A 21,918-nucleotide genomic window follows, 5' to 3' on the forward strand; every position below is an offset into this window, starting at 1 on the left:
TCCAGTGCTTGCGTCAGCCGCCTTCCCGGAGCCAGCCACCGGGAGACCGGCGGTCTCCCGAGCTCGCGGGCGGCACAGCCGCCCGCGAACGCCCCTTTCAGCCCCACCCGTAGCCGGTTGATCAGCTGGCATAGGTGGGGCTTTCTGGCTCTCAGAGGTCTCTGCTGTTGCGGTTGCAATATCTGCTAGCGCTCGCCGGCCATGGCCTCGAACAGCCGCTCCTGGAGTTCCGCGCGTGTGACGCCCTCGCTGGGACCGAGTCCGTCGAGATAGTCGACGGATATCTTCCCGCCGCCCATGCGGGCGTGGCCGCCGCCCTCGGCCATCGGGATGTCGTCGACGACGGCCTCGATGGCGCGGCCGATGTGGACCCGGTCGTCCCGGGAGCGGCCGGCGATGCGGATAGTCCCCTCTTTCTCGCCGACGACGACGACGGCCGAGACGCCCTCCAGGGTCTCCAGTTCGTCGGCCGCCTGGGGAATCGCGTCCGTGTTCGACACCTCGCCGACGTCGCTGAAGCCGTAGGGAGCCCTGACCTCGCGGTCCCTGATGGCCCGCGATTTCACGTCCAGGACTTCCGCGTCGACCTGCGGGTTGGCGATGCGGTTCAACAGGTCGGTGTCGACGCCCTGGTAGAGGTACGCCGCCGCGGCGAAGTCGGCCGACGAGCAGCCGTTGGTCAGCGACCGCGTGTCCGACTGGATGCCGTAGATGAGTCCCGTCGCGACGTGGCTGGGCATCGCGTCCTCGGGGACGTCGGCCGTGTCGACGCCGCCGTCGGTCAGTGCGATGTCGACCTCGAAGAAGTCCCACTCCAGGTCCTCGAAGTACTCGGCGAAGATAGTCGCACACGCGCCCATATCGGTTCGGACGTCGGTGAACTCGGTGCCGGTCCCGCCGCCGGGGTGGTGGTCGATGACGGCGATGGGTTCTATCTTCTCGGCGCCGGCGAAGCCGCGGGGCTCGTTGTGGTCGACGAGCACGACCGCCTCCGTCTCGATGTCACCGACCGACTCGACGCGGTCGAAATCCAGGTCCAGCACTGTCTCGAAGGCTCTGTTTTCCGGCCGACGGATCTCGCCGGAGTAGCACAGCTTCGTGTCGGTCCCCGCGGCGGTCGCGAGCTGGTCGACGGCCAGCGCCGACGACATCGCGTCCGGGTCGGGGTTGGGATGCATCAGCACCGTCACGGCGTCGTACTCGGTCAGCAGCGACTGGAGCCGGGTGACTGGTGGCCGCGTCAGATACCGATAGAGCGCGAAGCCGCCGCCAAACAGCACGATAAGGCCGACGACGACACCGGCTACCAGCACCGGATTCTCGCTCACGTAGCCCGGGAGCCCCTCGGCCAGACTGACGAGGTTCCCCTGGGCCAGCGGATTCATATTCCGTATCTGCTTCGGGAAACAATAAGAAGGTTCCCCCGATTACCCCACGTACGATTCAATTGCAGCCCGATACCCCTCCCTGAACGTCGGGTAGGCGAACTCGTAACCCAGATTTCGAAGCCTGTCGTTCGAACAGCGCTTGCTCGTCTGGATGCGGCGCCTGGCCGTCTCGGAGAGGTCGGGGTCGTCGAGACGCTCCGCAGTGGTCTGTTTCGGCGGGAACGCGACATCGCAGGCCTCGGCCAGCCAGTCCGCAAAGGCCCACTTCTCGACCGGCTCGTCGTCCACTACGAGGACGACCTCGTTGCGGTGGTCTTCTTCCAGCAGGAAGCAGACGGCTCCAGCCGCGTCGTCCCGGTGGACCATGTTCAGATAGCCAGCCGTCACCGGTCCCTCCAGATACCGCTCCAGTCGGTAGCGCTCCGGTCCGTACAGGCCCGCATAGCGCGCGACCGCCCCGTGGCCGCCGTACTCGGCCGGCCGCTCGCGAGCCACGCGTTCGGCCTCCGCAAGCACTTCGGTCTTCTCGGTCTGGGGGTCCAGTGGCGTCGCCTCGTCGACCCACGCGCCGTCGTGGTCGCCGTAGACGCCGGTGCTGGAGGTGTACACCAGCCGCTCGGGGGCGTCGGCCCGCGCCCAGAAGTGGTCGATTGCAGTTTTGAGCCCCTCGACGTACACCTCGCGGGCGACGTCGGCCCCCCGACCGCCCGAACTCGCCGCGAAGACGACCCAGTCGGCGTCGGGAACCGCCGACAGCGAGTCGTCGTCGGTGACGTCCGCCTGGACCGCCTCGAAGCCGGCGTCCTCGATAGCCTCGAGGCCGCGCTCGGAGCGTCGCACCCCGACGACGTCGTGGTCGTCCCGGAGCTGTCGACCCAGCTCCAGCCCGACGTAGCCACAGCCCAGGATGGCGACCCGACTCATCGTTTCTGACTCTCGATGTAGCTGTGCAAGAGCGCGTACTCCTCGAGTGTCATCGGGTAGCGCCCCTCTATCTTCTGCTGTATCTCCTTGGGTTCGAGCTGGCTGTCGATGCCGGAGGCCAGGGCCTCGACGTCCATCACGGCCGTCGTCATCCCCATCAGGAGGATGTCCTGGGCCTCGGCCTGCAGGGTGTCGGCGTCGGGCTGGTCGGGATCGGTCGCGAGGACGGCCATCGCGTCGGAGAGCGAGAGCTGTGCGACTTCGCCGTCTGCGACCGCCTCGACTGTCTCGCGGTCCAGTTCAGTCTCGTCGACGACGGTGTCGGCGCCGACGGACGCGACCGTCTCGGCGAGCACCGACCCGTAGGCCGAACGCAGCGCCTCGGGCGACTGCTCGCCCGCATCCGGAAATTCGGCTCTGAGCATGGCCGTGGCTACGGGGCGGGGGTGTAATAGGAATTGGCTTCGCCGCTGATACTATCGGTTTCGAAAGGTACCGGTGGCCCGCATTCGAGGGGTCCGGGACAGCGCTACCCCGGCTCGGGCCACCCCGCTGACGTCTCAACGGAGTTACCGTCCTTGTCGCCGACCCCGCGTGGCTTCGGTGGCACCGCGACGACGACGCCGGTGTCGGCCCGGAAGGAGATGCGTGTGTTCTGTCCCAGCCGCTCGCTGTTCCCGTCACCGTCGACGTCGAGCTGGACTGCTCGGTCCTCGCGGACGTACCGCACCGCTGCGCCGGGGGCCCCGGGCGGGCCGTGGTTGGCCGTCACGCTGAAGCGGGCGTAGGTCCCCTCGACTGTCACCCACCAGATGTTCAGCGTCAGATACCACGGGAGGTAGGGCGGTGCGAGCGGCAAGCCGGCGGGCAACACCTGCGCCCCGAGCTTTTTCTTCGCGACTCGTTCGACCTCCTCACGGGTCCGGTCGGCGAGTGCGCTCTGGACCCGGCTGCGCGAGCGGTCGCGGACGATGTTGGCGGTTCGGTTCACCAGCCCCTTCGGCGGTCGCGCCCCGGTGGTCGACAGCGCTTTGGTCGTCGTTCGCAGGAGTCTGAGACGGAGCCAGTCCTGTTTCAGTGTGGAGAGCCCCCGACGGCTGCCGGCCACCTCGGCGACGCGGGTGGCCGCGGACTCGTTTGCGAGGGCCAGCCCACGCGACGCCGTCGTCTCCCATCGGTCCATCGCATCCTCGACGATGCGTTCGCTTTCCCGCTTTCCGGCGTCCGTCCCAGTGCGTACCCGCTCGACGAGCGCAGCGACGACGGCGTCGTTGGCCCGGGCGACCTCGGTCCGGAGTCGCTGTCGGCGCTGGCGGACGGTCGTGTTCGAACCGGCCTCGGTGTCCTCGGCCGCCGCCAGCGTCTTCGCCGCCGTCGCGAGGCCGACCCGGTTCCGGCTGCCGGTGCCGGCCGTTAGCACCTCGGTCGCGGCGTTACCGTAGGGAATAGAGAACACGTTGACGTTCCGGGCGACGAGCGGGTGTTCGGTCCCGTCGACGGCCGGGACCCGCGACTCGCTCACCGACGCCAGCGTCAGGTACTGCGGCTGGGCGTCGACCTGTGTCCGGACCGGCCCTGCCGGACCGGTCGGCGTCGGTCGTGTCCGGGGCACGCGCGTCTCGCGGGCGGTCAGTGCCCGCCTGAGTCCGGCCAGCGACCCGCCCGGAACCGCCGCTAGCTGGTCGGTGATGTCGGATTCGACCGCTGAGTGGTTGCCCGCCGCCCCGCTCAACCGCCGGGAAACGGCGTCGAGGAACGCGACCCGGGCCGCGACACGGGCCCGCTGGGCAACGCTGTCGTAGGTCTCGGGCGCGTCGACCAGCTCTGCCCGTCGTTGCTGGAGCTTTCCCTGGAGCCGCTGGGCGGGGTTGGTCTGGAAGGTCCCAACTGTGCCACGGTCGGTCCGAATAGCGATGTCTCGCACGCGCTCGCGAAGTCCACGCAGGTCCCGGGCTATCCAGGTGTGTATCGAGTCCGGTCGCTCCCCGGTGATACGCACCGTCTCTTGCTCGAACTCCGCCAGTGCGACCTCTTTTGCGAGTGGGTTCCGGCCCCGGTCCAGCAGCCTGTCTTTCGCCGTCTGTTCAACGTCGGCGAGATTCTCTCCCCCGAGCGGACTCCCATCCGCATCGTGGACTGTCTCGATGCCACGGACCGGCACGAGGGAGTCGTTCCGATGGTTGCCGACGAGGGCGAGACTCACGTCGAATCGCTCGGTACGCTTGTTTCTGGTGACCCTGTTGCTGTTGCCGTTCACCCAGGTCACCTTGCGCGTGTGCGTGATTTCGATGGTCCGCCCCCATCGGTCGAACGCGTGCCAGCCATCCGGGCTGTCCACCTCGCTCTCGACCGTTCCGACGATGGTCGCGGTCGATTCGGTGGTATCTCTGGCAACGGTCCAGTTGGGGCCCGGCGACGCTGGCCGGTCGGGTCGGCCGCCCCAGCGGTGCTCACGTTCGGTCACGACCGTCGCCTCGACAGTGTAGGCGTCCCTGGCGGTGGCGTTGAGCGCGCCGGGCAGCCCGACCTCCCGGTAGGCCGCGTCGGCGGTCCCGTTGACGCCGATATGGAGCGGGTCGCCTGGTCCCGTCGCAGCTTCGGCGCCCGTGGTGATGTTCTGACTCGCCGGCCGGTAGCTGGTCTGGCTGAGGATGTCCTTGGCGAGCTGGCTGTTGGAGCCGGCGACGATATCGGTGATTCCGACGGCGGCCGTCGCTTCCTTGAGTGCCTGTCGCCCCTCGGGGTCACTCCGGCCGAACACTGACCGCTGCACCCCGAGCAGGGCGCCGTTGGTGGCCAGGCTCGCGTGTCTGTTCGCGATGACGTTCTCGATTGGCGCCCCGCCGAACTGCGCGTATCCACGCGCCCACGCGATGGGATACAGTCGGGCGGTCATGCGCTGGCTCAGCCCGGGTTTCGTCAGCCCGTTCGTCACTCTGGTCTCGTAGGTGTCGATCTGGTCGTGGACGTGTAACACCGGCGTCGGGACGACGACGGTCCGGTCGACGGTCCGCCGGGTGAGGACCTCGCCGTCACGACGGGCGGTCAGCGTGACGTTCTCGACGGTGGCGCGGACGGCGGTGTCGTTGTCGCCGGCGCGCTCGACGTGGACGCGCCCGATAGCCCGCTCGTACTCGCCCGTCGAATCTACTGCTGGCAGGGACGCCGTCGCCGTCACCCCGTCGCTGCGGGCCGAGAGCCGTTCCAGGTTCGCACGCACCTGCAGATACACCCGGAGTCGCAGGCTGTCACGGAACGGCCGGTCGTCGCTCAGTGCCCGGCCGACGGGTGTGTCGGCCGGTTCGACGACCGGCGAGGTGGCGGCCCGGCGACTGGCCGTCGCGACGCCATCCCGGACGGCGGTCGCGCTGGCAGCGCTCACCTGAGACAGCGAGCGTTCGACCGCCGTCTCGTCGGGCGCCGACTCGGTCGACAGCGTCGGTGCGAGCGAGAGACTGGCCACCACCAGGACGACGCCGACCACGGCAAAGGGCACGCGGCCCCGCCGGTCCGACGCGAGCGAGACGCCCCGGTTCATGGCTCCCACGTCCTGACGGTGATACTGACGTTGCCGGTCCGAACGGCGTCTGCGGCGGCCTCGGGGGAGTCGAAGCGCCGTTGCATATCCGTCGCGAAGCGTTCCGTAAGTGCCGCCGACAGCTCCGCGTTCAGGTCACTCGCCGACGTGGATTCGACCGAGAGCTCTCCGGCGCGGGTGAGCGCTCTCATCCGGCGGTATCGACGTTCCATCAGCCGTTCGTCGGGGTAGTCACCGTCGAGGGCGAGTTGAGCCTGCTGTGGCGGGAACAGTCCATCCACGACGGCGCCGGCAACCACCCCCGCTACGCCCCGGTACCCCGAGGTCTTCGCGACTCGCTGGAGTTGGTCGTTCCTGACCGACGCCGGACTCGCGACGGTCGTCGTCGCCGCGTCCACGTCTGCCGAGGGCGGCGGGCGCTCGCCAACGCGCATCGTGCCGTCGAGCGGCGAGCCGCGATACGGCTCCCAGTGGGCCCACACGGCGGTCCGGCGGCCCCGTTCGTGGAGGCGGTTCCGTATCGTCGTCGCCACTTGCCGCTCGAATCCGGCTCCGGCCCGCGAGAGCCGGTTCCCCTCGAAGCTGACGTGGCTCATCGCCGCCTCGGCCAGCAGCTGCGCGAGCGTGCCGTGGGCGGTGCGCGTGTGGGTCGCCGTCGCGTTGGTCGTCCCGTTTGGCGGCCTTCCCGGCACGGCGAGTGTGTACTCGATACTGGCCGTGCTCGTCGCGAGCAGTTCCGTCCGCTCGGCGGCCGGATTCTCTGTCGTCACCGGCTCGACTGCGGCACCGTTGACGACGACTGCAACGGCGGCGCCGACGAGCAGGAGGAACGCGGTCACGTCGACCACGGTGCTGGTCGCGCGACTCATCGCCAGACCGCCACCCTGAGTCGGCCCCGCCGGACCGTCGCCGGACCGAGCGCGACGCTGACAGTTCGGTTGTCGGTGTCGGCCGTCGCCGGCGGCGTCGGCCCGGCGGACCACTGTCGCTCCGCCCGCAGTGTGACGTTGCCTTCGTAGCCCGACGGCACGGCCGCCAGCGCGTCCGGCACCCGTTCCGGGTCGACGACGCCGCCGGAGGTCACCCGTCGTTCGACCGCGTCCGCGGTGGGACCTGCCAGGTCCCGCTCACCACCGACGCCGGCGAGCGTGTCGTCGAGGGTGCCGGCGTACAGCGCGAGCCCGGCGGTGACGGCGAAGACAGCGACGAGCGCCGCCAGCGGCTCGGTGGCCGCTCTAGCCGACGAGCGTGACATCGACCCCTCCCCAGGCGACGTGTCTGGCCGTCAGGCGGTCCGGAGCCGCTCGCCACTGTTCCCGCTCGGTGGTGGCCCGCTCGTTCGCTCGTCTGAACGCGTCGGGCGAATCGAACACGCTCGACGGCCGTTCCCCGTCGAGGACGGCGGCGAGACTCGGGTTCACTGCCGGAACGACCTGGTGTAACAACGTCTCGTGGACGGTACCACCAGCGGACCGAAGACCGAGCTGGCGGCCCGCCAGCGACCACTCGGTCGCGTGCAGTTCACGGGTGGCGACCGACCCCGGTGGGCCAGTCGCCACCTCGTCTATCGTCGTCGCCGCGGCGGCTGCGTCAGGTGGTGCCGACGTGGGCAACTGGGTGATCACGCCGAGGACGGCGACGCTCACCGCCCCGACGGCCACCCAGACGGACACCGTGTCGACGTTGGTGTCGAACATGGCGCGGGCTGGCCCCGGCTTCGGATATAAACGCTCACACGACGAGCCCCGTCGCCACCACGGCCACGCAGTACACCGTCGTCGCGGACCAGAGCGCCAGCCCGGCCCGGTAGCCCACCAGCGCACGGTCGAGCCCGCGGTGCAGGCCGGTCGAGAGCGCCGTCAGCACGACCGCCAGCACGAGACAGTACCAGCCGATGACCGGGCCGAGCGACGCGGTCGACACCGACTCGATGGGGCCGCTGGTACCCATCGCGGCCGACATCGCGACGGTCGTGCCGCCGACGAGCGGGCCGAAGAACGCGGCGGTGTTCGACAGCGTGCCGGTGACCTGCGAGAGCTGCCGGCGGGTCTCCTGTTCGACCTCGGCCAGTTCGTCCAGGTGGTCGCCCATGGTCGCGATGGTCTCGCCGGCCGGCGGGCCGATATCGGCAGCCGCACCCAGCAACACGGCGCCACGCCGGAGTCGGGGACTGGGGAGCGTCGACAGCGTGCCGTGGTCGCCGCGAAACGCCGTCTCGATGTCGACGCCGAGCGTCCCCTGGCGTTCGACGGTCCGCTGTAGCACGGTCGCCAGTGGCTCCGGTGTGGCGTCGACCGCGGCGTCGAACGCCGACTCGACGGACTCGCCGCGCTCGACGCGGCGCCCGATGGCCGACAGTGCGGCGGGCAGCCCGTCCTCGACCGCACCGACGTGGTCCCGAACCTCCTTTACCGGTCGGTAGTAGACGAGCAGTGTCGACCCGGCACCCAGGCCGAGGGCCGCAATCGGTGGGGCCCACGCCGGGAGGAAGAGACCTCCGGCGAGCCAGCCGCCGACGGCGGCGGCCGCCCCGGCGCCGAGCGCGTCCAGCGACCCGGTCGAGACGTCCGGGTGGCGCCGCGGGACCGGCGCCGGTGGGAAGGCGACGGGCCGCTGGGCCAGCAGCCACGCACTCGCGGCGACGAGCCCGCTCGGGAGGACGATGCCATATGTCACGACCAGCAACGGGAGGGAGACAGGCACTCCGGCCGCACCGACGGCGGGCAGCAGTGCGACCATCGCGAGCGGGAGCAGGACGCCGAAGGCGTACAGCGCCGTCGCCGGCGCCCGGAGGTCGGCGGCGAAGGCCGCCATCTCGTCGCGGGTCCCGTGGAGGATTCCTCGGCGGGCCGCGTCCAGCAGCTCGGCGCGCTCTTCGGCCGTCACCACTGCTGCCCGCTCGATACGGGTAAGCGCAATCTCGAGTGCCGGGAACTCGTCGGCCCACCCCTGGCCGAACGCGTCCAGCCCGCTTCGGGGAGTTCGAGACGCTCGCCGCCGATAGCTATCGAGACTCTCCGCCAGGAGGCCGTCGCCGGCGCTGGCGGCGAAGGCAGCCGCCCGTTCGGCGCTGGGCCACAGCGCCATCCCCAGCACGAGTGTCGCCACGAGCGACGGTGCGGCGCCCAGCGCACGGATACGACGGGCCTGTGCCGCCAGGCCGACACCGTAGCGACCGCCGAGTGCGAGCCCGACGGCGGCGACCGCGCTCCCGGCCCCGACGACGACTGCGAGGGGCCCGGAGCCGACGGCGAGGGCGGCGACACCGACCAGCCAGACGGCGACGGCCAGCGCGTAGCTCCCCGCGAGCACCGTCTCGGGTGGCATCGACAGGCCCAGCAACCGACAGGCGCGCCCGTACCCCTCGGGCACAGTGACCAGTCGCCCGAGCGGTTCGGCCGCGCCGCCGTCCGCCCCCTCGGCTGCTCCACCGTTCGCCGCTTCGGCCGCTGATTCACTCATGAGCCGGGCTCGACGCTCCCTGCCGTCCGGTCCGGGCCGAGTGCCGCCGTGCGGTCACGGATGGTCTCGCGGACGCTGGCGTAGGACTCCCCGGCGTGGGCCAGCGACTCGACCAGACGACTGGCGCCCCGGTCGATGTGCCCGGTCGCCGTCGCCGTGGGGCCCTCACGCACGAACAGCGGTTCGAAGGCGACACCGTCCTCGTGCCCGCGGACCTCCTCGACCGCCGCGATACCGCGCCCGCCGTCGGCTGTCGGCGGGTCGAGGGTCACGACCAGGTCCGTCGCGGCGAAGGCGCTCTCGGGCACGTCGAGGTCCGAGACGAGTCGCTCTCGCACACTGTCGCCGCCGGTGCCGTGGATGGTTCCAAGCACCGCGCTGTCGCCGCCGCCGACACGCATCGCCTCGTAGAGGACGCCGGCCTCTTCGCCCCGGACTTCGCCGACGACGAGAGCGCCGTCGCCGAGCCGGAGCGCGGTCCGTAGCGCGGCCGTCGCGTCCACTGACGGGCCGTCGCCGCGTTCGGTTCGCAGCGGCTGAACGTCTCGGCCGGCCGACTGCAGCGCCGAGACGGGCAGTTCCGGGGTATCCTCGATGACGACCGTGCGGACGGTCCGTGGCAGCTCCCACAGCAACGCCCCAAGCGTCGTCGTCTTCCCGGCGCCACGGGGCCCGGCGACGAGACACGCCGCGCCGCGCTCGACGGCGACCGAGAGGAGACCGGCCACCCTCGGCGGAACGCTGCCGTTCTCGACGAGGTCGACGAGCCGAAAGGACTCCTCGTCGTGGCCCCGGAAGGCGAAGCCGACCCCGTCGCTGACCGGCTCCGTCACGCCGGCCACCCGGACCTGCCTGTCCGCGACGGTCGTCGTCGCGGAAAGCGTCGGGCTCGCCCGGGAGAACGCCCGCCCGCTAGTCCGGCGGAAGGTAGAGGCCAGCGTCCGGGCGCCCCGCTCGGTCAGCCGGATGTTGGTCCGGTAGGTCTCGCCGTCGGCGCGCACACGCAGTCGGGTCTCCGCGACGGGGGCCGTCGCGAACACGTCCGAGACACGCGGGTCGGCGAAGACGTCCTCGAGGATGCCGAGCCCCTCGGTGTGTTTCCGGAGGACGCTCGCCAGACGGGTCGCCGTCCCGCCGTCGTCGACGACCCGCTCGGCGGCCGCCTCGGGGGCGATCGGCTCGTCGGTCGCCGCCGCCAGCAGGGAGACAGCCTCGGCCAGTGCCGCCGTCGTCGCCGCGTCGAACTCGTGTTCCTGCGGGCGGACGTGGTAGCTGTCCAGTCGCTCCGAGGGCGTCTCGTACCGGCGGACGGTCGCCCCGGTCTCGACGGTTCGGCGGTCCCTGAGCTCCGCCCTGGCGGGGGGACTGGCGGCGATACGAGCGTCGCTGACCGACGGACCGACGTACGGGTCGAGCGCGCGCTCTGGCGAGACTCCCTCGGCGGCAACCGCGAACCCGGTCTCGGCAGCCAGGTCGGCGATGTGGCCAGCCCGCCCGGTCGCTTCGGTCGCGGCGGCAAGCGGGTCCCGTCGAGCGCGCTCGGCCAGGCGCTCGTCCGTGGCCGCCACCCGCGTCGCGAACCGCCCGGCAGCCACCAGTAATGCTGCGTCGGCGTCGAGATACGCGCGTTCGAGACCATTGCTCGTGGTGACGACGCTCTCGACGTCCGCCTGACCCAGCGCCGCGACGACAGTCGCCCGGCAGTCCGGTGACTCGCCCAGGCGCCCGTCGCCAGGGCAGTCGGTGGCGTCGACGGTCAGTGTCGCCCGCTCGAGCTCGGTCGTACAGCGGCAGTCGGGCTCGGGCTCCTCGTCGGTGAACCACTCACGCATCGGTCTCACCCCCAAGTCGCTTCACCGTCAGGACGGGCTTCCCGGCCCGGGACCGCAGTTCGAAGACGAGCCGGTGGGTTCCCGGCTCGCGGACAGTCACCGGTCCGCCGCCAGCGCCCCGGACAGGGACGCCGGCGAGGCGCGTCCGGCTCGTCGCGCTGTCACCGACCCGCCACGAGGCCACGGCGACCTCCTCGCGGCTGAGAAAGCGGAGGCGGGTGACGGCCGCGCTCGTCAGCGACCGGTCGGGCAATCGGAGTTTAGCGACGTGGCGGGCGCCACGGCCCACCGTGGGGTCGTCCGTCTCGACCATCGTCTCCAGCTCCTCGCCGAGGGTCCCGAGCTGGCGGTCCATGGTGCTTTCTGCCCTGTTCGCACCGACATCGGCCATCGCCGGGAGTGCGACCGCAAGCAGCGCGGCGGTCAGTACCGCCGCCAGAACGACGCGCAGTATCACAGCAGGGACCGTATCTGTTCGAGCACGCCGGGGTCGCGCCCCGACGACTCCGACTCGTCGTTCCCGGCCCGTCCCGGCCCGTCGGTGTCGACCCCGGACAGACCCCGTGTCGTCCCGCCGTCGTGGCCTTCGGGGTGGCCGTCGCGCAGTCCCCGGCCGCCACCCGGTTCGGTATCCCCGGCGTCGGTCGATTCGGCGTCCGCGGCGCCGGCCGATCGGCGTTCCTCGGTGACCGCGTCGAGGCGCCGCTCCAGCCGCTCGGTCGCCGCCAGCGCCGCGTCGGCCCGCCCCTCGACTCGCTCGTTGACCGAGCGGACGTTGCCGACGTACCCCCTGAGCGCCTGTGTGGCGGCCTCGAGCTCGTCGGCGTGGTCGTTCAGCGCGGCCACCTCGGCTTCGAGCGTCTCGACCCGTTCGGAAAGTTCCGCGAGGTCGTCGACGGCCGGGAAGCCGTGGTCGCCGTCCGTGACAGCCCGTTCGACCGTGTCGACCCGTTCTTCGAGTGTCTCCACGTCGGTCATAGCCGGGCGTGCTCCCGGCACCGTACTTCAACTCTCGGCCGAAGGTTCATATGCGAAACCGGGGCCACCGACCCTGTGACCGAGAGCGAACAGGCGAAGGCGGCGCTGGCCGCGCTCGCGGAGGGGGAGTGTGAACAGACGGAGGGACCGCCGAACGAGCGAACTGGTGGCGGACCCACCCGTACGCAAAGCACAGCGTTCGAGTGGGGAGCAGACGAGACGGCTGCGCAGGCGGTTCCTGAGCGAGGCGACCCGGGGGACTACCGGGCTGTCATCGAGCGGGCCGTCGATGCGACCGAAGACATCGAGGCGGCCGCCGCGTTCGTCGAGTCGGTCGGTCTCGACGGGCTGGAGCGGGCAGTCGAGCGGGCCGAACACGAGGTCAGCGGGCTGGCTGCCGACGGTCGCGAGGCGCTCGCGACCTTCGAGCGGTTCCGGGCCGCGGCGGACGAGGCGTGACCCACTACTTTCACCGCGGTGGCGACACGGCTTTAGGAGCGGCTGGCATACGCCCGCACAGATGACACGGGTGATACACACCGGCGATACCCACATCGGGTACCAGCAGTACCACGTACCCGAGCGCCGGCAGGACTTCCTCGCGGCGTTTCGGGCTGTCGTCCGGGACGCCATCGACGCCGACGTGGCTGCGGTGGTCCACACCGGGGACCTGTTCCACGACCGCCGGCCGACTCTCTCGGACATCATGGGAACGCTGGATATTCTCGAAGAGCTCGCCGCGGCCGACATCCCGTTTCTCGCCGTCGTGGGCAACCACGAGGCCAAGCGGGACGCCCAGTGGCTCGACCTCTATGCATCGCTCGGGCTGGCGACCCGTCTGGACGGCGAACCGACCGTCGTGGGCGAGACGGCCTTCTACGGGCTCGACTTCGTCCCGCGCTCGAAGCGCGACGACCTCGACTACGACTTTGCCCCCCACGACGCCGACTACGCCGCGCTCGTGACCCACGGTCTGTTCCAGCCCTTCGACTACGGCGACTGGGACGCAAGCGAAGTGCTGACCGAATCGTCGGTCGACTTCGACGCCTTGCTGCTGGGGGACAACCACAAGCCGGGCAAACAGGAAGTCGAAGACGCGTGGGTCACGTACTGCGGTTCGACCGAGCGCGCAAGCGCCAGCGAGCGGGAGGACCGGGGCTACAACATCGTCAGCTTCGACGACGGGGTCCGAATCACCCGACGCGGCCTCGAGACCCGCGATTTCGTCTTCGTCGACGTAGAGCTCGACGCCGAGGAAGGCATCGAGCGGGTCCGCAGTCAGGTCGGCCAGTACGACCTGGACGACGCCGTCGTCATCGTCAGTATCGACGGCGACGGCGAGCCCATCGCACCCGCGAGCATCGAGGAGTACGCCCTCGACCACGGGGCGCTCGTCGCCCGCGTCACCGACCACCGCGAACTCGCCGCCGACGAACGGGAGACGAGCGTGAGCTTCGCCGACCCCGACGACGCCGTCGCCGAACGCGTGCGGGAACTCGGCCTGAGCGGGGCCGCCCGCGACATCGACGAGACGGTGCGGGCTTCGAAGGTTGCGGACTCGAACGTTCAGGATGTCGTCAAGGACCGCGTCAGCAATCTGGTCGAAGAAAACCCAGAAGCGCTGGATGCCGCCGCCGGGGCGGCGGGTGACGGCGACACCGCGACGGGCGACGACGACTCTGCCGCCACCGCCGAGACTGACGGCGGCGACGCAGACGAGGAATCGACCGCCGCCGAGCCGGAACCGGATGCGGCCGGGGGCGGCGAGGACCAGTCTCTGGAGGAGTTCCTGTGAGGTGTCGATAATGCGGTTCCAGCGCGTTTCGATGGAGTCGTTCAAGTGTTACGACGACGCCGACCTTACCCTCGACCCCGGCGTGACCGTCATCCACGGGCTCAACGGGAGCGGGAAGTCTTCGCTGCTGGAGGCCTGCTTCTTCGCCCTCTATGGCTCGAAAGCCCTCGACGAGAACCTGGGCGACGTGATTACTATCGGGGCCGACGACTGTACCGTCGAACTGTGGTTCACCCACGCCGGTGGGGAGTATCATATCACACGGCGCGTGCGAAACACCGGTGAGCGACCGACGACTGCCAAATGCGTACTCGAATCTCCCGACGGCACCTTCGAGGGGGCGCGGGCAGTCCGCCGTCGGGTCACCGAACTGCTGCGGATGGACAGCGAGGCGTTCGTCAACTGCGCCTACGTCCGCCAGGGCGAGGTGAACAAGCTCATCAACGCCTCGGCGAGCGACCGCCAGGATATGCTCGACGACCTCCTGCAGCTCGGCAAGCTAGAGGAGTACCGCGAGCGGGCAAGCGATGCGCGCCGCGGTGTGAAAAACGTCCGCGACGAGAAACGGAGCCAGCTCGACCAGCTGGACGACCAGATCGAGGCGAAAGAGGAGAAGGGACTCCACGAGCGCCTGAACAGCCTGGAGAGCGACCTCTCGGAGACGACCGCCGAAATCGACCGCATCGAGGGCCAGCGCGAGACGGCCGCCGAGACGCTGGAGCGGGCGACGACAGTCCTCGAAGAGCACGAGGAGCGCCGCGAACAGCTCACCGAGCTGACCGGCGATATCGAGAAGCTGGAGGGCGAGATTACGGAGACAGAACGCGAGCGCGAGCAGCTCAAGGAGCGCATCTCGGGACTGAAGACCGAGCGGACGGAGCTGGAGACGGACCTCGACGAGACAATTGCGGCGACCGACCTCGCTGAGCCCGACCCGGACCGTGTCGAGGACCGTCTGGACGAACTGGAGGAACGCGCCGATGACCTCCGCTCGCGCATCGAGAGCCAGAAGCTCAAGGCCCAGAAACACAATAGCGAGGCCGAGTCGCGACAGTCGGAGGCCGAGGACCTCGACTCGCGGGCAGAAGCCAAGCGCGAGGAGGCCGACGATCTCGAATCGGCGCTCGAAGCTGCCCGGGAGACGGTCGCCGAGCGCCGCGAGAAGCTCGACGACATCGACTCGGAGATCGAGACGCTCGAAGCGCGCTTTGCGGACAGTGATATCGACCGCGAGTCCGCCGGTGACCACCGCGACTCGGTCGCTGGGGACCTCGAGGAAGCCCGAAAACGGGTGACGGAACTGGGGACGAAAGTCGAGAGCGAACGCGAGTCGCTCCGGGAGGCCGAGGCGCTGCTGGAGGAGGGGAAATGTCCCGAGTGCGGCCAGGACGTCGCCGAGTCCCCCCACGTCGAATCCATCGAGGACGACCGCGAAGGGGTCGCCGAGCTGGAGAGCGACCTGGAGGCGGCACGCGAGCGGGTCGAGAGTCTCGAAGACGACTTGGAACGGGCCGAGTCGCTGGCCGAGGCCGCCGACCGGCTCGATTCGCTCGAGTCGAACCGCACGAACGTCGTCCAGCTCATCGAGGAGAAGGAATCCGGCCTCGAAGCAGACGAGGAGCGGATCGCGGAGCTCCGTGAGTCGGCCGACGAACTCGAATCGGAGGCCGAGGAGAAACGCGAGGCCGCCAGCGAGGCCGAGGACGAGGCCGCCGAGGCCCGCTCGGTCATCGGCGAGTGCAACCAGGAACACCAGCAGGTGAAACAGGCTATCCAGCGACTGGAACGGGTGACGGAGCTACTCGAAGCCGTCGACGACCGCGAGAACGACATCGAGCAGTTACGCGAGAAACGAAGCCAGCAGGCCGAGATGAACGAGCAGCGCCGCGAGCGACTCGCCGAGAAACGCGAGCGAAAGCAGGAACTCGCAGAGAAGGTCGACGAGAACCGTATCGAGGAGGCCAGAAACGAGCGAGAGCGTGCCGAAGCGTACATCGAGAAAGCCGACGGGAAACTCGAGGAACTGCGCGAGGAGCGCGACGACCTGCAGACGGCTATCGGCGGCGTAACGAACGAACTCGAGGAGCTTGCGGAGTTGCGCGACCGCCGCGAGGAACTCGCCGATACCGTCTCGAAGCTCGACGCGCTGTACGACGAGAGCGAACAGCTCCAGGGGATGTACGGGACCCTTCGAGCGGAACTCCGCCAGCGAAACGTCGAGACGCTCGAACGGATGTTGAACGAGACGTTCTCGCTGGTGTACCAGAACGACTCGTACTCGCATATCGAACTCGACGGGGAGTACCAGCTGACGGTGTACCAGAAGGACGGCGACCCGCTGGAGCCCGAACAGCTCTCGGGCGGTGAGCGGGCGCTGTTCAACCTCAGTCTGCGCTGTGCCATCTACCGGCTGCTGGCGGAGGGTATCGAGGGAGCCGCGCCGATGCCGCCGCTCATCCTCGACGAGCCGACGGTGTTCCTGGACTCGGGCCACGTCACGCAGCTGCTCGACCTCGTGGCGTACATGCGCGACGAGGTCGGCGTCGCCCAGATTCTGGTCGTCAGCCACGACGAGGAGCTCGTCGGTGCGGCCGACGACCTCGTCCGGGTCGAGAAGTCCGCGACGACGAACCGTTCGCACGTCTCCCGCGTCGAGCGCATCGAGGAGACGGTCGCCGAGCTGGCCGACTAATCGGTGAGGAACTCGACGGCGTCGCTCGCTGTTTCTGTGGTATCGTAGCCGCGCTGGCCGAACACGTCCGCTTCGTCCACCAGTCCCGCGGCGCGAAACTCCCCGAGCAGGCCGTGGAGGTCGCTCTCACAGAGGTCGTAGCTATCCAGCAGGTCGTGGACCGATAGCGGGCCCCGGCGGTCGAGTTCGACCAGCAGCCCCAGCGCCCGGTCGTCGTGGGCGGCGGTGAGGGCCGTCCGGACGGCCTCGGGGACGGCGCTCGCGGCGGTCACGAGCGGGGACTCGCCGTCGACCGGTTCGATGGCCTCGTTGGCGACGTGTTTCTCGGTCCCCGTCTCCGGGTCCCGTACCAGGCTCGACTCGCCCGACTGCTTCAGCAGGACGTAGTGGGTGCCCGACTCGTCGCGGACGGTGCGCATACCCGCAGTTGCCGACGGGGCTGGTTAGCCGTTGTGGTCCGCGGGGTCGCCGTCGGCGTCGGTCGCGTCGCTCTCCTCGTCGCTGTCGCGCTCGGTCACGAACTGGCGGTACCGGAACAGTCCGTACGCGGCCATAATCGCGCCGACGACTGTCACGCGGATACCGAGGTCGACCTGCCCCTCGAAGTAGGCCAGCATTGGCCCGACAGAGAGCGCCAGTAGGGCGATATTGAACACGACGACGAGCTTCCAGAACAGTGCGGTCACCTCGGTGTTTGCGGCGCCCTCCGGTGGGTCCGGGGCCTCCGGGACGTCGGGGCCGAGGCTCGACGGGTCGAACTCGTCCGGTTCGTAGGGGCTCTTCTCGGAGAGGACGCCTTCGCCGTCCTCGTCTGGACCGTCAAGCACGACCGGACAGTCGGCCGCGGTAGATAAAAGTCTCAGGCCTGGTCACTGAGTGCGACAGTCGTGTCGGTCTGCACCCACGCGAGCGGATTCTGGGCGTCGTAGAACACTGTCCCCTCCTCGGTCTCGTAGGTCTCGGTCGTCTGCACTGCCTCGGGGAGCGCAGGGTCCGACCGGAGCTCGTTTGCCCTATCCGACTCGCCGTCCGGAGATGCGCGGTGCGACATTGGGGTCGTCTCTGGGTATGACACTCTTTAGCATATACTTTGTGCCTGTGACAAAGATGTACGCTACCGGGGGAGACCGCCGACCGCCGACGTTTTTATGTATCGTCTCGAAGGACGGGCAATGAGTGAGGAGAGTCAAAGCGCCCTCGGGGACTTCGGATCGGACGGGGGCGACGACCGGCCGGCGGCGGAGGCCGCGGCCATCGCGGGCAACGGCGACGGGGACGCGAGCGTCGTCGACATCGACGAGCGCCAGTTTCCCGACGTCGAGGAGACCGTCGAGTTCGTGGTCACGCAGGTCGACTACACGGTCGAGGGACGGGGCGACGACGAGTTTCCGGTCGTCCACGTCTTCGGCCGGACCGAGGACAACGAGGCGGTCCACGCGCGTGTCTACGAGTTCAAGCCGTACTTCTACGCGCCGACCAGCAGCGTCAGCGAGGACCGACTCCGCCAGTACGACAGCATTACCGGCTGGGAAGAGACAGACAGGGCGGGCGAGCTCTTCGAGTCGATTCGGGGCGAGCGCCTGACCAAGATATTCGGCCAGACCCCCCGCGATGTCGGGCAGATGCGGGACGACTTCGACCACTACGAGGCCGACATTCTCTTCCCAAACCGGCTACTCATCGACAAAGACATCACCTCCGGGGTCAGGGTGCCGGCCCGCGAGCTCGACGACGGCAGCCTGAAAGTCCACCACGAGGAAATCGCACCGGTCGACGCAAGTGCCGCTCCACGGGTCAACACCTTCGACATCGAGGTCGACGACCGCCACGGCTTCCCGGAGGACGGCGAACAGACTATCGTCTGTCTCACCTCGCACGACTCCTACACCGACGAGTACGTCGTCTGGCTCTACGAGTCACCCGACGGCATCGAGGGGCCCGAGGCGCTGGCTGGCTACGACCCCATCCGCGAGGACGCCGACTTCGAGGCCGACGTCCGCATCTTCGAGGAAGAGGCGGCGATGCTCGACGCCTTCATCGAGTACATCGAACAGACCGACCCGGACGTGCTGACGGGCTGGAACTTCGACGACTTCGACGCCCCGTACTTGCTCGACCGCATCGAGGAACTCCAGAGCTACGACCACGACTACGACCTGAACATCGACCGCTTATCGAGAGTCGACGAGGTGTGGCGCAGCGACTGGCAGGGCCCCGACATCAAAGGCCGCGTCGTCTTCGACCTGCTGTACGCCTACAAGCGCACGCAGTTCACCGAACTGGAGTCCTACCGGCTCGACGCCGTCGGTGAACAGGAACTGGGCGTCGGGAAGGAACGTTACACCGGTGACATCGGCGATCTCTGGGAGCAAGAGCCCGAGCGCCTGCTGGAGTACAACCTCCGGGACGTGGAACTGTGTGTCGAACTCGACCGCGAGCAGGACATCATCGACTTCTGGGACGAGGTCCGCACCTTCGTGGGCTGTAAACTGGAGGACGCGACCACGCCGGGCGACGCCGTCGACATGTACGTCCTGCACAAGCTCTACGGCGAATACGCGCTTCCCTCCAAGGGCCAACAGGAGAGTGAGGACTACGAGGGCGGGGCCGTCTTCGACCCCATCACGGGTGTGCGCGAGAACGTCACCGTGCTGGACCTGAAGTCGCTCTATCCGATGTGCATGGTGACGACCAACGCCTCACCGGAGACGAAGGTCGACCCCGATACCTACGACGGCGAGACGTTCCGCGCCCCCAACGGGACCCACTTCCGGAAGGAACCGGACGGCGTCATCAGGGAGATGGTCGACGAGCTGTTGACCGAGCGCGAGGAGAAGAAGGAACTGCGCAACAGCCACAGCCCCGACGACCCCGACTACGAGCGGTTCGACCGCCAGCAAGCGGCGGTGAAGGTGATAATGAACTGCTTCACGCCTGACACCGACGTGTTGACGCCCGGCGGCGTGCGGAACATCCGTGACCTTGAGGTCGGTGACGAGGTGTATTCGCTCGACCCGGAGACGGAGACGATGGAAGTCAAGCCGGTCGTCGAGACACAGGCGTACCCCGAGTATCGAGGTGAGCTCGTCGACATCGAGACGAGCAAGATGGACTTCCGGGTGACGCCGAACCACCGGATGCTCGTCCGGAAGAACGAGACGAACGGCATCACCGAAGACGAGTATTCCTTTGTCGAAGCCGGCGATCTCGACGATGCGACGAACTACGAACTGCCTCACGACTGGGAGGGCCCCGATGGCGACCCAGTCGAGACGGTCGACCTGACCGAGCACGTCGACGAGTACGAGGTCTGGGTCAGGCCGTCGGTCCACGGCCACACGTTCGCCGCCGAACTCGGCTACTACCCCGACAAAGTCTTGAAAAACGACATCGGACAGGAGGGGTACGTGTTCGGTCCCGAGGAGTTCGAAGAGCACCGGGAGTACATTGAGGAAGTCGCGGAAACGACGTTCGTCCACGCCGAGTCCGGCCGGAAGTGGATTCCGCGAACGTACGACGGCGACGACTTCCTCGACCTGTTGGCGTGGTACGTCACCGAGGGCAACGTCTACACATCCGAGACCAAGCAGTTCGGCGAGAAGACTCGCGGGTCGGCGACGATGATACAGATTGCACAGGATGCCGTTGCAGATGGTGGTGTGGGCCACCACGAGGGTATCGGCGAGCTCCTCGACCGGATGGGCTTCGACTACTACGTCGACGACCGAAGCTACCAGTTCACATCGAAACTGCTCGGTGACCTGCTGGAGAGCTTGGCCGGTGCCGGTAGTTTCAGCAAGCGGATTCCACAGTTCGTCTTCGAGGCAAGCGAGCGGCAGAAACGACGGTTCCTCGACACGCTCGTCGACGGTGACGGCGACCGTCAGAAGGGGTCGTGGCGGTACTCCACCGCAAGCGACCGATTGCGTGACGATGTGCTTCGACTGTGTACGCACCTTGGGCTGACGGCGAACTACAAGCAGGACAGTGGTGCATGGCGTATCTACGTCACCGAGGATAGCAAGAACACGCTTCGGATGCATCGCAGCGGGTCAACCAGTTCCGCCGAGGACGGCGTCTACTGTGTCACCGTCGAGGACAATCACACGCTCATGGCCGGACGGAACGGCAAATTCCAGTTCGTCGGTCAGTCACTCTACGGCGTTCTTGGGTGGGACCGGTTCCGTCTCTACGACAAGGAGATGGGCGCGGCGGTCACGGCCACCGGCCGAGAGGTCATCGACTACACCGACGAAGTCGTCGAAAACGAAGGGTACGAGGTCGTGTACGGAGATACAGACTCCGTCATGCTCCAGCTCGGCGACGTCGGCCCCGACGACCTCGAGGGCGAGGCCGAAGTCACCGACGAGATGCGCGAGAAACATCCCGAGATGGGGGACGACGAACTCGAACTCGTCGCGGCGACCATCCAGAAGGGGTTCGAACTCGAAGACACCATCAACGACTCCTACGACGAGTTCGCGCTCGAAGAGTTGAACGCGCAGTTCCACCGTTTCGAAATCGAGTTCGAGAAGCTCTACCGGCGGTTCTTCCAGGCGGGCAAGAAGAAACGCTACGCGGGCCACATCGTCTGGAAGGAGGGCAAACACGTCGACAGTATCGACATCACCGGCTTCGAGTACCAGCGCTCGGATATCGCGCCCATCACGAAGCGGGTCCAGAAGGAAGTCATCGACCGCATCGTCCACGGGGAGGACGCCGACAGCATCAAGAGCTACGTCGGCGATGTCATCGAGGACTACCAGGCGGGCAACGTCGACTACGACGACGTGGGTATCCCGGGCGGTATCGGCAAGAAGCTGGACAACTACGACACCGATACGGCACAGGTCCGGGGCGCGAAGTACGCGAACCTGCTGCTGGGAACGAACTTCAAGAGCGGGTCGAAACCCAAGCGGCTCTATCTCGACCGCGTCCACGCCGACTTCTGGGACCGGGTCGAGGCCGAGGAGGGCCTTGACGCCTCGACCGACCCGCTGTACGGCGAGTTCAGGCGGGACCCCGACGTCATCTGCTTCGAGTACGCCGACCAGATTCCCGAGGAGTTCGAGGTCGACTGGGACAAGATGCTCGACAAGACGCTCAAAGGACCCATCGCGCGGATTCTGGAGGCGCTGGACATCTCCTGGGACGAGGTCAAATCCGGCCAGGAACAGACCGGGCTCGGCAGTTTCATGTAACCCCCGTTCCGCGGCCGGTTTTTCGCCAGAGAAATATTGTTTCCGAATCCCGAAATCGAGTTCGCAGCAATGCGAAAGCTTGATGGGGCAAAACAACCTTGTTTCGGT

At 68.3% G+C, this 21,918-nt stretch carries 18 protein-coding genes; 4 read left to right on the plus strand and 14 right to left on the minus strand.

Going from position 1 to position 21,918, the window contains the following annotated elements:
• Positions 1 to 185 precede the first annotated feature (185 nt).
• The 11 genes from EGD98_RS01845 to EGD98_RS01895 form a co-directional block, all read right to left on the minus strand.
• Positions 186 to 1,385: a DHH family phosphoesterase gene (locus EGD98_RS01845; protein ID WP_220586645.1), complete on the minus strand. Its 1,200-nt coding sequence runs from the start codon at positions 1,383 to 1,385 to the stop codon at positions 186 to 188.
• A gap of 42 nt (positions 1,386 to 1,427) precedes the next feature.
• Positions 1,428 to 2,312, minus strand: coding sequence for an SDR family oxidoreductase (locus EGD98_RS01850; protein ID WP_220586646.1), 885 nt, complete (start codon positions 2,310 to 2,312; stop codon positions 1,428 to 1,430).
• Positions 2,309 to 2,737 (minus strand): DUF5791 family protein, encoded by a 429-nt coding sequence (locus EGD98_RS01855; protein WP_220586647.1) that lies wholly within the window; start codon positions 2,735 to 2,737, stop codon positions 2,309 to 2,311. Before EGD98_RS01855 ends, EGD98_RS01850 begins: the two co-directional genes overlap by 4 nt.
• A gap of 104 nt (positions 2,738 to 2,841) precedes the next feature.
• Positions 2,842 to 5,850 (minus strand): DUF7286 family protein, encoded by a 3,009-nt coding sequence (locus tag EGD98_RS01860; protein WP_220586648.1) that lies wholly within the window; start codon positions 5,848 to 5,850, stop codon positions 2,842 to 2,844.
• Entirely contained in the window at positions 5,847 to 6,719 is an 873-nt protein-coding gene (locus tag EGD98_RS01865; protein ID WP_220586649.1) for a DUF7284 family protein, read from the minus strand. Before EGD98_RS01865 ends, EGD98_RS01860 begins: the two co-directional genes overlap by 4 nt.
• Positions 6,716 to 7,105, minus strand: coding sequence for a DUF7285 family protein (locus EGD98_RS01870; protein ID WP_220586650.1), 390 nt, complete (start codon positions 7,103 to 7,105; stop codon positions 6,716 to 6,718). Before EGD98_RS01870 ends, EGD98_RS01865 begins: the two co-directional genes overlap by 4 nt.
• Positions 7,086 to 7,547 carry a DUF7283 family protein gene (locus tag EGD98_RS01875; protein ID WP_220586651.1) on the minus strand — a complete coding sequence of 154 codons (462 nt, stop codon included), beginning with the start codon at positions 7,545 to 7,547 and terminating at the stop codon, positions 7,086 to 7,088. The genes EGD98_RS01870 and EGD98_RS01875 overlap by 20 nt, the downstream gene beginning before the upstream one ends.
• A gap of 34 nt (positions 7,548 to 7,581) precedes the next feature.
• A complete protein-coding gene (locus EGD98_RS01880) occupies positions 7,582 to 9,312 on the minus strand; it encodes a type II secretion system protein (protein ID WP_220586652.1) in 1,731 nt (576 codons plus the stop codon).
• The gene (locus EGD98_RS01885; RefSeq protein WP_220586653.1) at positions 9,309 to 11,144 is read right to left on the minus strand and encodes an ATPase, T2SS/T4P/T4SS family; all 1,836 of its coding nucleotides are present in this window, start codon (positions 11,142 to 11,144) and stop codon (positions 9,309 to 9,311) included. Before EGD98_RS01885 ends, EGD98_RS01880 begins: the two co-directional genes overlap by 4 nt.
• Positions 11,137 to 11,601 (minus strand): DUF7311 family protein, encoded by a 465-nt coding sequence (locus EGD98_RS01890; protein WP_220586654.1) that lies wholly within the window; start codon positions 11,599 to 11,601, stop codon positions 11,137 to 11,139. Before EGD98_RS01890 ends, EGD98_RS01885 begins: the two co-directional genes overlap by 8 nt.
• Positions 11,598 to 12,122 carry a DUF7310 family coiled-coil domain-containing protein gene (locus tag EGD98_RS01895; protein WP_220586655.1) on the minus strand — a complete coding sequence of 175 codons (525 nt, stop codon included), beginning with the start codon at positions 12,120 to 12,122 and terminating at the stop codon, positions 11,598 to 11,600. The genes EGD98_RS01890 and EGD98_RS01895 overlap by 4 nt, the downstream gene beginning before the upstream one ends.
• 75 nt (positions 12,123 to 12,197) lie before the next feature.
• Between EGD98_RS01895 and EGD98_RS01900 the strand changes: the two genes are divergently transcribed.
• The 3 genes from EGD98_RS01900 to rad50 all read left to right on the plus strand — a co-directional run bounded on the left by EGD98_RS01900 (position 12,198) and on the right by rad50 (position 16,609).
• On the plus strand, positions 12,198 to 12,581 hold the full coding sequence (locus EGD98_RS01900; RefSeq protein ID WP_220586656.1) for a DUF7966 family protein: 384 nt from the start codon (positions 12,198 to 12,200) through the stop codon (positions 12,579 to 12,581).
• 61 nt (positions 12,582 to 12,642) lie between these two features.
• Positions 12,643 to 13,917 (plus strand): DNA double-strand break repair protein Mre11, encoded by a 1,275-nt coding sequence (mre11, locus tag EGD98_RS01905; RefSeq protein WP_220586657.1) that lies wholly within the window; start codon positions 12,643 to 12,645, stop codon positions 13,915 to 13,917.
• A gap of 10 nt (positions 13,918 to 13,927) precedes the next feature.
• Entirely contained in the window at positions 13,928 to 16,609 is a 2,682-nt protein-coding gene (gene rad50 / locus EGD98_RS01910; RefSeq protein WP_220586658.1) for a DNA double-strand break repair ATPase Rad50, read from the plus strand.
• On the opposite strand, the gene EGD98_RS01915 is transcribed toward rad50, so the two are convergent.
• Genes EGD98_RS01915 through EGD98_RS01925 form a run of 3 tightly spaced genes read right to left on the minus strand, consistent with a single transcriptional unit; the run spans position 16,606 to position 17,660 of the window.
• Positions 16,606 to 17,028, minus strand: a complete 423-nt coding sequence (locus EGD98_RS01915) for a DUF7346 family protein (RefSeq protein WP_220586659.1) — start codon at positions 17,026 to 17,028, stop codon at positions 16,606 to 16,608. The two genes, rad50 and EGD98_RS01915, sit on opposite strands and share 4 nt — an antisense overlap.
• A 24-nt stretch (positions 17,029 to 17,052) precedes the next feature.
• Positions 17,053 to 17,436: a DUF7322 domain-containing protein gene (locus tag EGD98_RS01920; RefSeq protein WP_220586660.1), complete on the minus strand. Its 384-nt coding sequence runs from the start codon at positions 17,434 to 17,436 to the stop codon at positions 17,053 to 17,055.
• Between the two features lie 32 nt (positions 17,437 to 17,468).
• A complete protein-coding gene (locus EGD98_RS01925) occupies positions 17,469 to 17,660 on the minus strand; it encodes a DUF7331 family protein (protein WP_220586661.1) in 192 nt (63 codons plus the stop codon).
• 121 nt (positions 17,661 to 17,781) lie between these two features.
• On the opposite strand from EGD98_RS01925, the gene EGD98_RS01930 reads away from it, so the two are divergent.
• On the plus strand, positions 17,782 to 21,810 hold the full coding sequence (locus EGD98_RS01930) for a DNA polymerase domain-containing protein (RefSeq protein WP_220586662.1): 4,029 nt from the start codon (positions 17,782 to 17,784) through the stop codon (positions 21,808 to 21,810).
• Positions 21,811 to 21,918: the final 108 nt, after the last annotated feature.

Origin of the sequence: Haloarcula salinisoli, from assembly GCF_019599405.1 — an archaeon.
Lineage (GTDB): Archaea > Halobacteriota > Halobacteria > Halobacteriales > Haloarculaceae > Haloarcula > Haloarcula salinisoli.

What these genes read in the sequence shown, in the direction of transcription:
- EGD98_RS01895 (WP_220586655.1), bottom strand. Translation starts at nt 12,122, where the DNA reads ATGACCGACGTGGAGACACTCGAAGAACGGGTCGACACGGTCGAACGG.
- EGD98_RS01915 (WP_220586659.1), bottom strand. Translation starts at nt 17,028, where the DNA reads ATGCGCACCGTCCGCGACGAGTCGGGCACCCACTACGTCCTGCTGAAG.
- EGD98_RS01930 (WP_220586662.1), top strand. Translation starts at nt 17,782, where the DNA reads ATGAGTGAGGAGAGTCAAAGCGCCCTCGGGGACTTCGGATCGGACGGG.
- EGD98_RS01855 (WP_220586647.1), bottom strand. Translation starts at nt 2,737, where the DNA reads ATGCTCAGAGCCGAATTTCCGGATGCGGGCGAGCAGTCGCCCGAGGCG.
- EGD98_RS01865 (WP_220586649.1), bottom strand. Translation starts at nt 6,719, where the DNA reads ATGAGTCGCGCGACCAGCACCGTGGTCGACGTGACCGCGTTCCTCCTG.
- EGD98_RS01850 (WP_220586646.1), bottom strand. Translation starts at nt 2,312, where the DNA reads ATGAGTCGGGTCGCCATCCTGGGCTGTGGCTACGTCGGGCTGGAGCTG.
- EGD98_RS01875 (WP_220586651.1), bottom strand. Translation starts at nt 7,547, where the DNA reads ATGTTCGACACCAACGTCGACACGGTGTCCGTCTGGGTGGCCGTCGGG.
- EGD98_RS01885 (WP_220586653.1), bottom strand. Translation starts at nt 11,144, where the DNA reads ATGCGTGAGTGGTTCACCGACGAGGAGCCCGAGCCCGACTGCCGCTGT.
- EGD98_RS01860 (WP_220586648.1), bottom strand. Translation starts at nt 5,850, where the DNA reads ATGAACCGGGGCGTCTCGCTCGCGTCGGACCGGCGGGGCCGCGTGCCC.
- mre11 (WP_220586657.1), top strand. Translation starts at nt 12,643, where the DNA reads ATGACACGGGTGATACACACCGGCGATACCCACATCGGGTACCAGCAG.
- EGD98_RS01870 (WP_220586650.1), bottom strand. Translation starts at nt 7,105, where the DNA reads ATGTCACGCTCGTCGGCTAGAGCGGCCACCGAGCCGCTGGCGGCGCTC.
- EGD98_RS01925 (WP_220586661.1), bottom strand. Translation starts at nt 17,660, where the DNA reads ATGTCGCACCGCGCATCTCCGGACGGCGAGTCGGATAGGGCAAACGAG.
- EGD98_RS01845 (WP_220586645.1), bottom strand. Translation starts at nt 1,385, where the DNA reads ATGAATCCGCTGGCCCAGGGGAACCTCGTCAGTCTGGCCGAGGGGCTC.
- rad50 (WP_220586658.1), top strand. Translation starts at nt 13,928, where the DNA reads ATGCGGTTCCAGCGCGTTTCGATGGAGTCGTTCAAGTGTTACGACGAC.
- EGD98_RS01880 (WP_220586652.1), bottom strand. Translation starts at nt 9,312, where the DNA reads ATGAGTGAATCAGCGGCCGAAGCGGCGAACGGTGGAGCAGCCGAGGGG.